Below are 14330 nucleotides of genomic sequence, written 5' to 3'. Positions count from 1 at the left end.
TCCACTTTAATTTAATTCATTAATTACAAGAAATCTAAATTACTTATTATGAAAACAAAGATTTTATTATTGGGAGCCATTGCAACTTTTTCGTTTTTCATTAGTTGTAATTCAGATGAAACAAGACAAGATGTTTCATCTAAAACTATTTCAAACGATGAAATAGCTACAAACTCAAAAATTGATGCATCGATTGATGATGTTTCAAATATTGCAGAAGACCAATTTGGCGCACAACAAAACAGTTCCCGAAAAGCAACTGGAGTTATTAAAAGCTTTTTACCAGAATGTGCCGTCATTACAACTGTATTAACAGACAATACATGGACAAGAACTATCGATTTTGGCACTGAAGGTTGTACCTTATCTAATGGAAATACATTGAAAGGAAAAATTACCATTTCGTTTACAAATGATTTCTCAAGCTCTGAACATACAATCACATACAGTTTTGAGAACTTTTACCACAATGGTAATAAAATACAAGGTAGCAAAAGCATAAGCCTAACACAAAAAGCAACTGCTTTATTAGCAACTGTTCACCCTGTATCTACTTCGGCAATCGACATGACAATTACATTTGAAGATGGGAAAATTTACAAACGAACTGGTACTTTAATAAAGGAAATGATTGCTGGTTTCGACACTTGGTTTAATTGGGATGACAACACTTTTATTATCACTGGTACTGGAGAAACTACGTTCCCTAATGGTGATAAAATTTCGACCGAAATTATACTTCCTCTAGAATTCTCTATGGTATGCAAAAAACCATTCCCTGTAAAAGGTTCTATTTCTATTACTAAAAATGAAGCTAAGGCTTTAATTGATTTTGGAAATGGTGATTGTGATGACCTTGCTGTTGTTACAAGAGATGGCGTTTCGGAAGAAATTCATTTAAAAAAATAAGCTGATTTATAAAGAGAAAAGCATTAAAAACAAGTGGTAATCTCGTTTTTAATGCTTTTTTATTTTTATACTAAAGTAATTCTAAACTTCTGCTTCTTTATTGGCCAATTGTCCACAAGCAGCATCAATATCTTTTCCTCTGCTTCGGCGTACTTTTACCACAATCCCTATGTTTTCTAATGCTTTTATGTACGCATTAATCGATTCTTCTGAAGCTTGCTGAAACTCTCCATCATCGATTGGATTATATTCGATAAGGTTGACTTTACATGGTATGTATTTACAAAACTTTACCAAGGCATCAATCGATGCTTTATCGTCGTTAATTCCTTTCCAAACTACGTATTCGTATGAAACTTTGCATTTGGTTTTTCTGTACCAGTATTCTAATGATTCTCGTAAATCTGCCAAAGGAAAGTTTTTACTAAAAGGCATGATTCGAGAACGGATTTCATCGATTGCCGAGTGTAATGAAACCGCCAATTTGAATTTAACATCATCATCCGCCATTTTTTTAATCATCTTAGGAATTCCCGATGTCGATACCATAATACGTTTTGGTGACATCCCTAATCCTTCTGTAGAGGTAATCATATCGATAGCTTTCATAACATTGTTATAATTCATGAGTGGTTCTCCCATTCCCATAAACACAATATTTGATAGCGGATGATTATAATACAAACGACTTTCTTTATCTATAGCTATTACCTGATCATAAATCTCTGCAGGTTCTAGATTTCGCATTCTTTTTAATCTCGCTGTTGCGCAAAAATTACAATCTAAGCTACAACCTACCTGGCTAGATACACAAGCCGTAGTTCTTGTTTGGGTTGGTATTAAAACCGACTCTACAACTAATCCGTCATATAAGCGTACAGCATTCTTTACTGTACCATCGCTACTGCGTTGCATTGTATCAACCTTAATATGATTGATAACAAAATTATCTTCGAGCATAGAACGTGTTGCCTTGGCAACATTGGTCATATCATCAAAACTATGTGCTCCTTTACTCCATAACCACTCGTAAACTTGATTTCCGCGAAAAGCTTTGTCATTATTAGCGACAAAAAAATCGCGCAATTCCTCTTTTGATAAGGCTCGTATGTCTTTTTTCTCCATTTGCATGCTGCAAAGTTACTAAAGTATTTGCTCATTTTTAATCGACTATAAGATATAATCTAAAACCGATAATAGAATCTAAAATAAAGGCAATTATATCCGTAAAAAACCATGTAATTTCTTACCCTAAAAAACATCGATTATACTACATCGTTGTAGCTATAGATAGGGCTTTAATAAAATTTTAACAATGATTTATATCATCTAAAGAGCTCTTTATGTGTGTTAAATTTGACTCAAACAAATACCACGATTAGTTGCTCATAAATATAATTTAAAAGCTACAAATCAAACTTTCCGATAACAATTTAATACTCAGAAAAATGAAATTACCAAAAAACAAATTATTCCTTTCAACAGTGCTTTTCTTCGGAATCGTATTGTCATCAAATGCTCAAAAAAACTACACACTAGACGCAAAAACTAGTTACTCTGTTTCTGGAACATCTACAATGCATGATTGGGAAATGAAATCTGACTCAAAAACAGGAACAGCTAATTTCACTATCGCAGATTCAAAATTAGTTAGCATCAACAGTATTGATATTACCCTACCCGCAGAGAGCATTAAAAGCGAGAAAACTAGTATGGATAAGGTGGCGTACAAAACTTTAAAAACAGACAAATTCAAAAACATTAAATATGTTTTAAAATCTGCCGAAAAAATTAATGAAACTACATGGGAACTTACTGGAACTTACACCATAGCCGGAGTAAGCAAAGTAATAAAAACACAAGTAAAAACTACAGTTACCAAAGATGCGGTATCCTTACAAGGCAGCAACAAAATCACTTTTACTGAATTTGGAATGAAATCTCCAACTGCATTATTAGGAACGATTAAAACTGGAGAAAACTTAACCATAAAATTCAATTTAAACTTTAATTTATAATAATCATGAAAAAAATCTATCTACTATTTATAGCATTAACAAGCACGATTGCTGCAAATGCACAGCTAAGTTTTGGACATATGCAGAATCAAATTCCTCGTGACCAGAGGGCCATCAATGTATTTGATGTCAAAAAAGATACCGCTGCTTACAAAGGCATTAGTGTTGATCTGGGCGGTGCATTTGCCTTGCAATTTCAGGCCTTGAATTCGTTCAATGACCAAAGAAACTTAACCGGAGCAAATGCCGAATACAGATTAAACAATCTAACTAACGACTTTAATTTACCAAATGCTAATATGACAATAGGCGCACAATTAGCAGATGGGGTACGTGTAAACTTAGACATATATCTTGCTTCCAGACACCATCATGAAACCTGGGTACAAGGTGGATACTTGCAAATTGACAAATTAGATTTCATTAAAAAAGGGCTTCTTGAAGATGTTATGAAATATACCACCATCAAAATAGGTCAAATGGAAAACAACTATGGTGATGCGCATTTTAGAAGAAGTAACAATGCTTATACGATTACAAACCCTTTTATTGGAAACAATATCATGGATGCTTTTACTACCGAAATGGGGGCTGAAATATATTATAACAGAAGCGGTTTTGTAAGTATGATTGGAGTTACAAACTCTAAATTAAATCAAAACGTACAAGAAGTTATTCCTGGAACAGCTACAGAACTTGCTCCGGATCAAAATACAACTATTAGCCCTACAATCTTAGCTAAATTAGGTTGGGACAAACAAATTGACAGTGATTTAAGAATCAGACTTACTGGATCTTACTATCATACAGCAAATTCTAGCGGAAACTTATATAGTTCTGATAGAGCAGGAAGTCGTTTTTATAGCGTAATGACGCACGCCGGAACGATAGGTTACCCAAGTTCAAATATTTTAGATTCAGAGAGTAATAAAGACACTGGTAGATTTAATCCTGGATTCGGAAACTGGGCCACTTCTTACATGATTAACCCGTTTATAAAATATAAAGGATTTGAATTCTTCGGTACTTTAGAATTTGCTTCAGGAGGTGACTATAAAGGAACAGATGATACTCGTAATGTCAATCAATATGTTGGAGATATAGTTTATCGTTTTGGAAATCATGAAAATCTATATGTTGGTGCTAAATACAATTTAGTCGACGGAAAACTACGTAACTCTGATGCTGATGCTGTACAAGTAAATAGATTTGAAGCTGCTGCAGGTTGGTTTATGACTAAAAACATTTTAGCAAAACTTTCATACGTGCAACAGAACTACAAAAACTACCAACAATTTGGAAATGTAGGCGGAGTTTCAATGCCAAATGACTTTTACGGAGGAAAATTTGAAGGACTAATGTTTGAAGCAACAATTTCATTCTAAATAAAATGAAAAATAGATTTCTAATTTTAATTTTGGGTTTAGTAATTTTTCTTTCCCTGGGAAGTGCTAAACCCACTTTTTTAACAGATGATACTGTTTTAATAATAAATAAAATAAAAATAGAAATTACAGGAGTATCAACTGTCGGCAATTACAATTGCTCCAATATCTTCCCTAAAAAAGATACCATTTATTTAAATTCAACAAAAAAAAATGCATTTAATACTGAAATCAAGATGTCAAATTTTGATTGCGGAAACAAAATAATGACAAAAGATTTACAAGGAACTGTAAAGATAAAAACCTTCCCTAACAGTATTGTGTATATTACAGACATAAAACCTAGTGGCAAAAATTACAAATGTACGCTGGCTTTTTACATCACAAATAAAACCCTGAAATACAAAGATTTCATATTATATACCACTGATAAAAAAATCGAAGGATCTCTTAATTTAAAGTTCTCAGATATTGAATTAGCACCTCCCGTAAAGATGGCTGGTTTAATTAAAGTAAAAGATGATATTGTTATTAATTTTAGTTTGTACAAAAACTAGTGAGTGGAAAAACTCATCATTTCTTTTCAAAATATTATCATGTTTTTTTAAGGTACTCTATATGGGTACCTTTTTGATTTTAAAAAACTTTTTCCTAAATCTTTCCGAATATAAAACTTGGCACGAGAATTGTTTTTCTCTCAAAGGGAAAATAATATTACAAAGCGCGCAATCATTTTAAAATGTGTATCTTTATTTTTCAGCTCTATAAACGTTAAATTTTATCAACCTAAAAAAATTAATTCATTATGAAAAAACAAATTTTAAGTTTAGCATTAGTTGCCTTATTAAGTTTAGCTGTTCAGTCATGTAAAAAAGAAGAGCCAAAACCAACAGAAGATGAATTAACGCTTGGAAACAAAGTAGACTCATTAACTACTGACATTAAAGAAGTAAAAGATACAGCCGTAACTAAAGTTGAAGATGCTGCCAAAGATGTAAAAGATGCTACTAAAAAAGCTGCTGAAGATGTAAAAGACGCTACAGAAAAAGGGGCTAAAAAAGTAGAAAATGCTGCAAAAGCTGCAAAAGACGGAACTGTAAAAACAGCCAAAGAAGTTAATGATGCTTTAAAAAAATAATTTTCATTGTCATGAAAATTAAAACCATTCGTCACGACGAATGGTTTTTTTTATGCTAAAAAGTGTAGTAGATATTTTTGTATTTTTGTGTTTCAAAAATTTAGACTTTACTCATCATGCATTTTATATCACAAGACTTAGAAGATTATATCGAACAACACTCTGAAAGAGAACCTGAATTACTAGCACGTTTAAACAAAGAAACTTACCAAAAAATATTATTACCACGTATGTTAAGCGGGCATTTTCAGGGGCGTGTTTTAAGTATGTTATCTAAGTTAATACGTCCTGTAAATATTCTCGAAATTGGTACTTATACTGGTTATGCTGCTTTATGTTTATGCGAAGGCATGCAAGAAAACGGGCAATTACACACCATCGATATTAAAGAAGAATTAATAGATTTTCAACGAAAATATTTTGACCAATCGCCTTGGGGAAAACAAATTTTCCAACATTTGGGCGAAGCAACAACAATTATCCCTACGATTGATGTAAAATTTGATTTGGTCTTTATCGATGCTGATAAAGAAAACTACCTTAATTATTACGAAATGATTGTTCCTAAAATGAATAAAGGAGGTATCATTTTATCTGATAATGTTTTATGGAGTGGTAAAGTTTTAGAACCATTACAACCAAACGATATTAGCACAAAAATTCTTTTAGAATACAACTTACTCTTAAAGAACGATCCAAGGGTAGAAACTGTTTTATTACCTATTCGTGATGGTCTAACTGTAAGTCGAGTACTTTAAGAAAGTTACTAAGTTATTGAAGCACTAAGATTCTAAGTTTTTTATTAAACAAAGACTCAATTACCTTCTACTTTAGCTAGAGGTAGTTCAGAAAAAAACAGCAATAAATGAATTACAGCAATGAAATAAACTCGGAAGGTTTTGCAATTATTGATAATGTTTATGATGAAAACGAAATTAAAAAATTGATTTCGATAATTGAAAACGTTACTGAGAACAAAACGGATAAAACAACCTTTAGGAAATCTGAAGATTTATTTGCTATTAGACAATTCCACAAAGAAATTCCTGAGACATTAGATTATATCTTTAATCAGAACTTAAAGGATATTATCAAATCTAACTTTGAGGAGAATTATTTTATAACGAAATCAATATATTTTGACAAACCCGAAAAATCAAATTGGTTTGTTGCTTATCATCAAGATTTAACTATTTCGGTAGATAAAAAATTAGATATAGAAAATTTTGAAAATTGGACTACCAAACAAAATCAGTTTGCAGTACAACCTCCCAAAGAGGTTCTCGAAAATAATTTTACAATAAGAATACATATCGACAAAACTACTAAAGACAATGGTGCTTTAAAAGTGATTAACAATTCTCATTCTAAAGGAATTTTGAGAGTCGAAAACATGGACTTGAAAAATGAAACGGAAACAATTTGCGAAATCGAAAAAGGCGGTATAATGATTATGAAACCTTTGCTTTTTCATGCTTCTAACAAGACTACTAATAACGAGAGAAGACGCGTTATTCATATCGAATTTAGTAATCTGGAATTACCAAATGGATTGGAATGGAGCGAAAAAACAAAGCTTAATTGATCAAAGCTTTTAAATTTTTAAACACAATTCTAGCCCAGATGGAAACGGCATCCTTTTTCTGGCTCCTTTAGCCAGGAAAAGATAGAGTGTACAGCTGGAAAAAGCTCCTGAAATTTAAACTGGAAAGTACCTAGCTCTTACTTTTTGGTATATTTTAAACAGTAAGAATCCCATTGTTGCTCCTGCTAAATATCCGCAAAGGATATCCAACGGATAGTGCAATCCTAAATAAATACGGCTATAAGCAAAAACTAATGGCCATAAAAACAGGAGTCCAAAATATTTAAAGTGTTTGTTAAGTAATAAATACAAAAATGTAGCTACTGCCATTGTATTAGCAGCATGTCCTGAGAAAAAGCTGAATGATGAGCGAACTTGTACAATTCGAATAAACGAATTAATATCGGGGTTATTACAAGGTCTTAAACGTTGTACATTATTTTTAACCAAATTTGTTAATTGGTCTGTACAGGTTATTAAAATTGCTATAAAAAGTAATAGATACAAGGTCTGTTTTGTTCCTAATTTTTTATAAATGAAATAAAATAATAACAAAAAAAGTGGAATCCAATTTACCTGATTCGTAATTACGAGCCAAAGTTTGTCGTAAGTTTCGGAACCTAAACCGTTAAGATAAACAAATAAATTAGTATCGAGTTCTTGTAATTTTTCAAGCATTATATCTGACGTTTTATTGGGCCTGTAATTGTATCAATGTCTTCTTTTGTTTTTTCGAATTGCGTTGTAGCATCTCCTAACAAATTAGTTTTGGCTTTTTCTATTTCAGAATTAATATTGCCTGTTATGTTGTCTAATGATTTCGCATCAAAACCGTTAGCTTCTGCGCCTTTTTGAATTTCGCTTTTAATGTCATTGGTCGCATTTTTAAGTTGCGCCATTGCTTTCCCCATAGTACGAGCAATTTCTGGCACTTTATCTGAACCAAAAAGCATAAGTACTACAAATAGTATAAAAACTAATTCTCCTCCTCCTATACCAAACATATCTTTTTTATTTTATGTGCCACAAAGATATTAAATTTTGTAGCCTACTGTTTTAAAATTTACTTAAAAAAAGAGACCCTTACGAGTCTCTTATCTTTTTATGCTTAATCAAATTTTGATTTTACCTCTACTTTTGGCCATTCATTATTAGTTACGTCAATATCTGCAGTAAGTAATTTTGGGTCAATTTGAATGCTTTTTATAGCTTTCTCTGTTGCATATACTTTTTTGGCTGTATCATTATTTTTTCTCCAGATTTGTGCTGGATATTTAAATTCTTCTTTACTTCCGTCCTCATAAGTAATCTCTACAAGAATAGGCATGATCATTCCTCCCGGCTTTTCAAACTCTACTTCGTAAAAATATTTAGGTGATTTTAAATTTGCTTTTTCTTCTGCATTAAATGTTTGCGCAACATAATCTGATAATAATTTTACATCATCAACCTTTAAGGCTTTTTTATCAGATCCTTTTAATTCTTTGTTATCGCTTGCAATTAAATATACAAAAGGTCCTTTTTCGAAACCAAAACGTCCTTTTCTAATCTTAGTATCTTTTAGCTCTGCTGTAGCAGTTTCGCTAACATAATATTGTTTTACATCTTTAATTCCGATATCTACAAAATCTGTTGAGTAAAACCATCCTCTAAAAAACCAATCTAGATCGACTGCCGAAGCATCTTCCATCGTTCTAAAGAAATCTTCTGGTGTTGGGTGCTTAAATTTCCATCTGTTTGCATATGTTTTAAAAGCATAGTCAAACAATTCTCTTCCCATAACTACTTCTCTTAAAATATTAAGACCTGTAGCTGGTTTTCCGTAAGCATTATTACCAAATTGGTGAATCGTCTCTGAGTTTGACATAATTGGCTCTAAAAACTTTTGATCTCCACTCATGTAAGGAACAATATTTTTTGCAGGACCACGTCTTGATGGGAAATTAGGATCTAACTCCTGCTCTGCCAAGTACTCTAAAAATGAGTTCAACCCTTCATCCATCCAGCTCCATTGGCGCTCATCGGAATTTACAATCATAGGGAAAAAGTTATGCCCTACTTCGTGTATTACTACACCAATCATTCCGTTTTTTATTTCTTTGCTCGTTACTCCGTTTTCATCAGGACGACCAAAATTCCAACAAATCATTGGATATTCCATCCCTTGATCTTCTGCCGAAACTGAAACTGCTTTTGGATAAGGATAATCAAATGTGTGTGATGAATAACTTTTTAATGTATGTGCAACTGTTATTGTTGACGTTTCTCCCCAAAGTGGGTTTGCTTCTTTTGGATATACGGAAGCCGCCATAACTGTTTTACCTCCAAGCTTTACTGCCATTGCATCATAAATGAATTTTCTTGATGTTGCAATCCCGAAATCACGTACGTTTTTAGCACTAAATTTCCATGTTTTTTTCTTTTCAGAAAATCCTTTTTCTGTTGCCTCTGCTTCTTCTTGTGTAACAATTACAACTGGCTTATCGTATGATTTTTGAGCAAGCTCGTATCTTTTTACCTGTTCTGGAGTAAACACTTCACTTCTGTTTGTTAATTCTCCTGTGGCTTCCATTACGTGATCTGCTGGAACGGTAATATTAACATCAAAATTTCCGAATGGTAAAGCAAATTCTCCACCTCCCCAAAACTGCATATTCTGCCATCCTTCTACATCATTATAAACTGCCATTCTTGGATAGAATTGCGCAATTACGTATAATCTATTTTTGTCTTTTTCAAAAAATTCATATCCTGAACGGCCTCCGTCTTTTCTGTAATTATTAATGTTATACCACCATTTAATAGAAAATGAAATTTTTTCACCAGCTTTTAAAGGAGCAGGTAAATTAATTCTCATCATGGTTTCATTAATTGTATAAGACATCGGATTTCCCTTTGCATCTTTTACAGACTCAATATTAAAACCTCGCTCAAGTCCGTCCTTTAGGTATTTGTTCGAAAAACCTTCAACTGCTAAAACTTGATTAATTTTATCACTCTCGGCTAATGTAGTTTGTGTGTTTTTTTTAGCTTGATTTTGATCTAGTTGCAACCATAAATACTCTAGATTATCTGGAGAATTATTAGAATATGTAATTGTTTCTGACCCGCTTAATTTTGCATTTTTATCATCTAACTCAACATCAATTTTATAATCGGCTTGTTGCTGATAATATGCTGGCCCTGGCGCTCCAGATGCTGTACGAAACATATTGGGAGTAGCCAATAAGTCATACATTTGACTAAATTTGTTAGTATCGTACTTCCCTTGTTGCTTTATTGGTGTGGTATTTTTTTCCTGCGCAAACATGATTGCAGGAAAAAACAATAAAAATGATATTCTTCTCATAAACTGGTTTTTTGGAGTTTTTGTCAGGGTGTGAAAATAACAATTAAAAAAATATTCATCTCCATTTATTCATACTTTAACAATTCTTTCCTTGAAGATTCTGTAAAAAGCACACTCTTTTTGCTCCCTAATACCGAAACATGTGTAATATTTTGTTGCTCGGTATTCCAGTCTACCAAAATTGTATTCGAAATTTCTAAGCTCTTAATTTTATCAACATCTTTTATTCTGGAATAACAAACCAAAACATCATTTGATTCAACTTCTTTCGATAAAAACGTGATTGGTCGTGACTGACCATTTACTTTAATAGTAAAATTTTCAGCAAGATATTTTTTCAAAAGGGCAACATCGGCTTCAGTTTCTTTTTCTGTGCCGATGTTGGACTTGATTTTATATTTTTTTTCTACTCCATTATTTAAATCATCAATAAAAATTCGAGATGTAATTTGAAGCATTTTTTTTTCGGGAGCATAATTTATTTGATATACCCCAACATAAAATTTATGAAAAGCAAATGATGATAATGATAGGAACAATAACCCTATTAAAGAGTAAGCTACAATTTTTCTCATTTTTTAATATCATTCACTTTTTTGAATTCTTTACTTTTATTAATTAAAAAATCCATTAACTGAAATCTATCTTCTGGTTTTAGATATTGTTTTGAAACAGGATCATTAGAAGAATACATCAGGAACAAATCAATCTCATCATCTTGTAATTCTAAAGTTTTAGCAAAGAATGACGGACTGAAATTTGCTCTTACATATTGCGTAAAAGCTACATCGTCTACCGGAACTTCTTTTTCGCCTGATTTATTCAAGAGCTTTTTAACATCTTTAAATATCCTCACGAAATCTGTACCGTATTTTATGGTTTGATCTGAATAAGAAACACTGTTTTCTGGGGTTGACTGTTTATCATCCTCAAATTGCATATCAACATATTTCTGGGTATTCTTATCCAGTGATTTTACTTTTAATCCTTTTGGAATAACCACTTCTTTTAACTGATTATTTTTAAGCCCCAATCGCACTACTAAAAGGCGTTCAGCAAACTCCTTTTCTGTCAGCACCATTTTTCTTGTTTGAAAAGCCAAACTAGAAAACAACAAAGTATCTTTTGGTTTCGCCAATATATCAAACAATCCGTTTGAAGAAATAAAGGTTCTTGTTTTTGTATTAACATTCAAAACATAACCACTTTCCAGGGCAACCGAGTCATTTACTACTCTTCCATGTAAAGACATTCTTGTTCCAGTTTGTGCGATACACAACTGACAAAATAAACTCAAGATCAATATTCCAATTTTATTTCTCATTTTCGATAATTGTTAAATATTTTTGCGCCAAACCTGTTATTAAAAACATACTCATTGTTTTGTTTTTGGCATTCAACGAAGTTACAAACTCTGGATCATCTATGCAATACAACTGGAACCCTTTTATATGCTCTAGCGGAATCTTTAATCTATCAGTATAATAATTCTCTTCGAAAAGATATTCAATTTTTGAATACAACATCTCTTTTTTCTCTACTGCTACTTCTTTTTTCAGCATAGCGGTCCGACCAGATATCTTATTTAAGAGTGCATCTGTCATAGTAGACTTGGCTGTGTATAATTTTCGTTCTGCCGGTGTGTATTTCTTTTGTCCATAAGGTATGATTCCTAAATTTTCGGCATTTATGTTTGAAAATTCATTTATAACAACCTCTTTTAGCTCTATGTTTTTGGGAACCATTTTTACCAGTAACAAGTCTAATTTCAAATCATTAGCTGTAATTCTTTTTCGGAGCGGTTCTAGATTTACTGCCGAAAAAACCAACACATCTCCTTCTTTGATAACGATAGAAAACTGCCCTTTATTATCCGAAATAGTAGTTTCCTGAGTGGTATTATTGACTATTGTTATAGCTTCGACCGAACTTGAGTCGGCGGTAATTCTTCCTAAAATTTCTTTTGTAACAACAGTTTGCCCAAAACTAATTTGAAAGAATAAAGATACAATAAATAAAAGTAAGGTATTAATTATTTTCACGTGCTATTATTTCTTTGTACTTCTCTGCTAGTTCTCCTAGCAAGAATTCGGTAGTCGTTTTGTTTTTAGAGCTTAAAATCTTTGTAAAACTTTCATTTTCTACTGCAAAATATTCAAATCCCTTTACATAATCCAACGGAATACTAAGCTTTCGTACAAAGTGATCTGTATCAAACATATTTTCCAAAAGCTTCATGAAGATTTCTTTTTTCTCTACAGCAAGTTCTTTTTTAAGCATTTTTGACCTGCCTGAAAACATATTTATTATAGGATCCAGACCAACTGAACCTCCTAATCCTACTGAAGCATCCAGATCAGTTCCTCCTTTTAACCTACGCTCTGCAGTTGTATAAGAACGTTGCCCCGCAGGAATTATCCCTAAGGCAACTGCATTAATATTATCGTATCTTTTTATAATAACTTCTCGCAACTGATTCACTAGTGTTTCCAATTTTACCACAAACTTTGCCGATGCCAAATCTTCGTCTGTCAAAACAATTCGACGTTCTTTAAGCTGTACCGACGAAAAAATAAGCGTATCGCCTGTTTGGACTGGTATCGAAAAAGAACCTTCCTTATCTGTAACTATAGAAGCTTCTGTCCTTAAATTAACCACATAAATTCCCTCCAAATCCATTGTATTAGCATCTATTTTTCCTTTTAAAACAGGAGAAACAGCAACTTGAGCCAAAAGATTATTAGCTAGAAAAACAAAAAACACACATACTACCTTGTTCATCAAAACATTATAAGGATAAGCTGTAAAAGTATCTTAATGTCATCTAAATTTAATATTAACGACTTGGTAAAAATATGTTAATTAAACCTTTATTTTACGGCTTTAAAACGCACTATTTAATATCTTTAACTTAACAAAAAAACATTACAAAATCCATGAAAAACATCATTATTGCCAGCACCTCTACCCTTCACGGTGGCAGCTATTTAGATTATTTATTACCCGAATTACAAGTGCACTTTAAGAACTGCAAAACACTTCTTTTTATCCCTTTTGCAAGACCTGGAGGAATTTCGCATGAACAATACACTAATACTGTTTCTCAAGCTTTTGAAAAAATAAACATTAAAGTAAAAGGAATTCACGAATTTGAAGATGCTACAACAGCGATTAACAATGCCGAAGGAATTTTTACTGGTGGCGGAAATACTTTTTTATTAGTAACACAACTATACAAAAACAACATTATGACGGTTCTTGCCGAAGCTGTTAAAAACGGAACTCCTTATTTAGGAACCAGCGCAGGAAGCAACATTTGTGGACTATCAATGCAAACTACTAATGATATGCCAATTATCTACCCGCCAAGTTTCCAGACTTTAGGATTAATTCCGTTTAACTTAAACCCTCATTATTTAGATCCAGATTCTCAGTCTAAACATATGGGTGAAACTCGCGAAACAAGAATAAAAGAATTCCATGCTTTTAATACACTTCCTGTTTTAGGATTGCGTGAAGGAAGCTGGTTAGACGTAAAAGGAGATCAAATTATTTTGAAAGGGGATTTATCTGCTCGTCTTTTTAGACAAAATCAAGAGCCTGAAGAATTAGAACCTCAAACAGATTTGAATTATGTGCAATAAAAAAGCCGAAACTATTAAGTTTCGGCTTTTTAAAGAGCGAAAGACGAGGCTCGAACTCGCGACAACCAGCTTGGAAGGCTGGAGCTCTACCAACTGAGCTACTTTCGCATTAACAGGGTGCAAATATAAAAAAATTAAATCATTCTAAAAAATAAAAATCAAAATTTTTTTCTTTTTAAAAGAAACCGAAACATTTGCAATTTCGGTTTCTTTAGAGCGAAAGACGAGGCTCGAACTCGCGACAACCAGCTTGGAAGGCTGGAGCTCTACCAACTGAGCTACTTTCGCATTACTGTGGTGCA

16 protein-coding genes and 2 tRNA genes are annotated in these 14330 nt (G+C 32.6%); 8 read left to right on the top strand and 10 right to left on the bottom strand.

The window, feature by feature from the left end:
• Positions 1–48: 48 nt before the first annotated feature.
• Positions 49–909, top strand: coding sequence for a hypothetical protein (locus B8T70_RS00265; RefSeq protein ID WP_086893527.1), 861 nt, complete (start codon positions 49–51; stop codon positions 907–909).
• A gap of 81 nt (positions 910–990) precedes the next feature.
• On the opposite strand, the gene rlmN is transcribed toward B8T70_RS00265, so the two are convergent.
• Positions 991–2040: a 23S rRNA (adenine(2503)-C(2))-methyltransferase RlmN gene (gene rlmN / locus B8T70_RS00260; protein WP_086893526.1), complete on the bottom strand. Its 1050-nt coding sequence runs from the start codon at positions 2038–2040 to the stop codon at positions 991–993.
• Positions 2041–2357: 317 nt separating this feature from the next.
• Between rlmN and B8T70_RS00255 the strand changes: the two genes are divergently transcribed.
• The 6 genes from B8T70_RS00255 to B8T70_RS00230 all read left to right on the top strand — a co-directional run bounded on the left by B8T70_RS00255 (position 2358) and on the right by B8T70_RS00230 (position 7035).
• Positions 2358–2927 (top strand): YceI family protein, encoded by a 570-nt coding sequence (locus B8T70_RS00255; protein WP_039114460.1) that lies wholly within the window; start codon positions 2358–2360, stop codon positions 2925–2927.
• Positions 2928–2932: 5 nt separating this feature from the next.
• Positions 2933–4312: a hypothetical protein gene (locus B8T70_RS00250; RefSeq protein WP_086893525.1), complete on the top strand. Its 1380-nt coding sequence runs from the start codon at positions 2933–2935 to the stop codon at positions 4310–4312.
• A gap of 5 nt (positions 4313–4317) precedes the next feature.
• On the top strand, positions 4318–4869 hold the full coding sequence (locus tag B8T70_RS00245; RefSeq protein ID WP_039114458.1) for a hypothetical protein: 552 nt from the start codon (positions 4318–4320) through the stop codon (positions 4867–4869).
• 248 nt (positions 4870–5117) lie between these two features.
• Positions 5118–5450: a hypothetical protein gene (locus tag B8T70_RS00240; RefSeq protein WP_039114456.1), complete on the top strand. Its 333-nt coding sequence runs from the start codon at positions 5118–5120 to the stop codon at positions 5448–5450.
• A 116-nt stretch (positions 5451–5566) separates the two neighbouring features.
• The gene (locus B8T70_RS00235; protein WP_039114454.1) at positions 5567–6208 is read left to right on the top strand and encodes an O-methyltransferase; all 642 of its coding nucleotides are present in this window, start codon (positions 5567–5569) and stop codon (positions 6206–6208) included.
• 107 nt (positions 6209–6315) lie between these two features.
• Positions 6316–7035 carry a phytanoyl-CoA dioxygenase family protein gene (locus tag B8T70_RS00230; protein WP_086893524.1) on the top strand — a complete coding sequence of 240 codons (720 nt, stop codon included), beginning with the start codon at positions 6316–6318 and terminating at the stop codon, positions 7033–7035.
• Positions 7036–7149: 114 nt separating this feature from the next.
• Here B8T70_RS00230 and B8T70_RS00225 read toward each other — a convergent pair whose 3' ends face one another.
• The 7 genes from B8T70_RS00225 to B8T70_RS00195 all read right to left on the bottom strand — a co-directional run bounded on the left by B8T70_RS00225 (position 7150) and on the right by B8T70_RS00195 (position 13165).
• Positions 7150–7713 carry a phosphatase PAP2 family protein gene (locus B8T70_RS00225; RefSeq protein WP_039118472.1) on the bottom strand — a complete coding sequence of 188 codons (564 nt, stop codon included), beginning with the start codon at positions 7711–7713 and terminating at the stop codon, positions 7150–7152.
• The gene (locus B8T70_RS00220) at positions 7713–8039 is read right to left on the bottom strand and encodes a twin-arginine translocase TatA/TatE family subunit (protein ID WP_039114450.1); all 327 of its coding nucleotides are present in this window, start codon (positions 8037–8039) and stop codon (positions 7713–7715) included. Before B8T70_RS00220 ends, B8T70_RS00225 begins: the two co-directional genes overlap by 1 nt.
• 104 nt (positions 8040–8143) lie before the next feature.
• Complete coding sequence (locus tag B8T70_RS00215) at positions 8144–10384, bottom strand: M1 family metallopeptidase (protein WP_086893523.1); 2241 nt, start codon at positions 10382–10384, stop codon at positions 8144–8146.
• 65 nt (positions 10385–10449) lie between these two features.
• Positions 10450–10959 carry a DUF6702 family protein gene (locus B8T70_RS00210; protein ID WP_039114448.1) on the bottom strand — a complete coding sequence of 170 codons (510 nt, stop codon included), beginning with the start codon at positions 10957–10959 and terminating at the stop codon, positions 10450–10452.
• Positions 10956–11708 carry a hypothetical protein gene (locus B8T70_RS00205; RefSeq protein ID WP_039114447.1) on the bottom strand — a complete coding sequence of 251 codons (753 nt, stop codon included), beginning with the start codon at positions 11706–11708 and terminating at the stop codon, positions 10956–10958. Before B8T70_RS00205 ends, B8T70_RS00210 begins: the two co-directional genes overlap by 4 nt.
• Positions 11698–12426, bottom strand: coding sequence for a carboxypeptidase-like regulatory domain-containing protein (locus tag B8T70_RS00200; protein ID WP_086893522.1), 729 nt, complete (start codon positions 12424–12426; stop codon positions 11698–11700). The genes B8T70_RS00205 and B8T70_RS00200 overlap by 11 nt, the downstream gene beginning before the upstream one ends.
• The gene (locus B8T70_RS00195) at positions 12413–13165 is read right to left on the bottom strand and encodes a hypothetical protein (RefSeq protein WP_242667408.1); all 753 of its coding nucleotides are present in this window, start codon (positions 13163–13165) and stop codon (positions 12413–12415) included. The genes B8T70_RS00200 and B8T70_RS00195 overlap by 14 nt, the downstream gene beginning before the upstream one ends.
• 155 nt (positions 13166–13320) lie before the next feature.
• Between B8T70_RS00195 and pepE the strand changes: the two genes are divergently transcribed.
• Complete coding sequence (gene pepE / locus B8T70_RS00190; protein ID WP_086893520.1) at positions 13321–14028, top strand: dipeptidase PepE; 708 nt, start codon at positions 13321–13323, stop codon at positions 14026–14028.
• 35 nt (positions 14029–14063) lie between these two features.
• Here the strand turns inward: pepE and B8T70_RS00185 are convergent.
• Together B8T70_RS00185 and B8T70_RS00180 are read right to left on the bottom strand one after the other, a co-directional pair.
• Positions 14064–14136, bottom strand: a tRNA-Gly gene (locus B8T70_RS00185).
• 107 nt (positions 14137–14243) lie between these two features.
• A tRNA-Gly gene (locus B8T70_RS00180) sits at positions 14244–14316 on the bottom strand.
• Positions 14317–14330 lie beyond the last annotated feature (14 nt).

This window comes from Flavobacterium sp. AJR (assembly GCF_002156885.1).
Lineage (GTDB): Bacteria > Bacteroidota > Bacteroidia > Flavobacteriales > Flavobacteriaceae > Flavobacterium.
This window is presented reverse-complemented; position numbering and strand designations above follow the sequence as displayed.

Excerpts from the sequence above, each read along its gene's own strand:
- B8T70_RS00250 (WP_086893525.1), top strand. The coding sequence starts at position 2,933 with ATGAAAAAAATCTATCTACTATTTATAGCATTAACAAGCACGATTGCT.
- B8T70_RS00240 (WP_039114456.1), top strand. The coding sequence starts at position 5,118 with ATGAAAAAACAAATTTTAAGTTTAGCATTAGTTGCCTTATTAAGTTTA.
- B8T70_RS00210 (WP_039114448.1), bottom strand. The coding sequence starts at position 10,959 with ATGAGAAAAATTGTAGCTTACTCTTTAATAGGGTTATTGTTCCTATCA.
- B8T70_RS00230 (WP_086893524.1), top strand. The coding sequence starts at position 6,316 with ATGAATTACAGCAATGAAATAAACTCGGAAGGTTTTGCAATTATTGAT.
- B8T70_RS00215 (WP_086893523.1), bottom strand. The coding sequence starts at position 10,384 with ATGAGAAGAATATCATTTTTATTGTTTTTTCCTGCAATCATGTTTGCG.
- B8T70_RS00195 (WP_242667408.1), bottom strand. The coding sequence starts at position 13,165 with ATGAACAAGGTAGTATGTGTGTTTTTTGTTTTTCTAGCTAATAATCTT.
- B8T70_RS00235 (WP_039114454.1), top strand. The coding sequence starts at position 5,567 with ATGCATTTTATATCACAAGACTTAGAAGATTATATCGAACAACACTCT.
- pepE (WP_086893520.1), top strand. The coding sequence starts at position 13,321 with ATGAAAAACATCATTATTGCCAGCACCTCTACCCTTCACGGTGGCAGC.
- B8T70_RS00245 (WP_039114458.1), top strand. The coding sequence starts at position 4,318 with ATGAAAAATAGATTTCTAATTTTAATTTTGGGTTTAGTAATTTTTCTT.
- rlmN (WP_086893526.1), bottom strand. The coding sequence starts at position 2,040 with ATGCAAATGGAGAAAAAAGACATACGAGCCTTATCAAAAGAGGAATTG.
- B8T70_RS00220 (WP_039114450.1), bottom strand. The coding sequence starts at position 8,039 with ATGTTTGGTATAGGAGGAGGAGAATTAGTTTTTATACTATTTGTAGTA.
- B8T70_RS00205 (WP_039114447.1), bottom strand. The coding sequence starts at position 11,708 with ATGAGAAATAAAATTGGAATATTGATCTTGAGTTTATTTTGTCAGTTG.
- B8T70_RS00225 (WP_039118472.1), bottom strand. The coding sequence starts at position 7,713 with ATGCTTGAAAAATTACAAGAACTCGATACTAATTTATTTGTTTATCTT.
- B8T70_RS00255 (WP_039114460.1), top strand. The coding sequence starts at position 2,358 with ATGAAATTACCAAAAAACAAATTATTCCTTTCAACAGTGCTTTTCTTC.
- B8T70_RS00265 (WP_086893527.1), top strand. The coding sequence starts at position 49 with ATGAAAACAAAGATTTTATTATTGGGAGCCATTGCAACTTTTTCGTTT.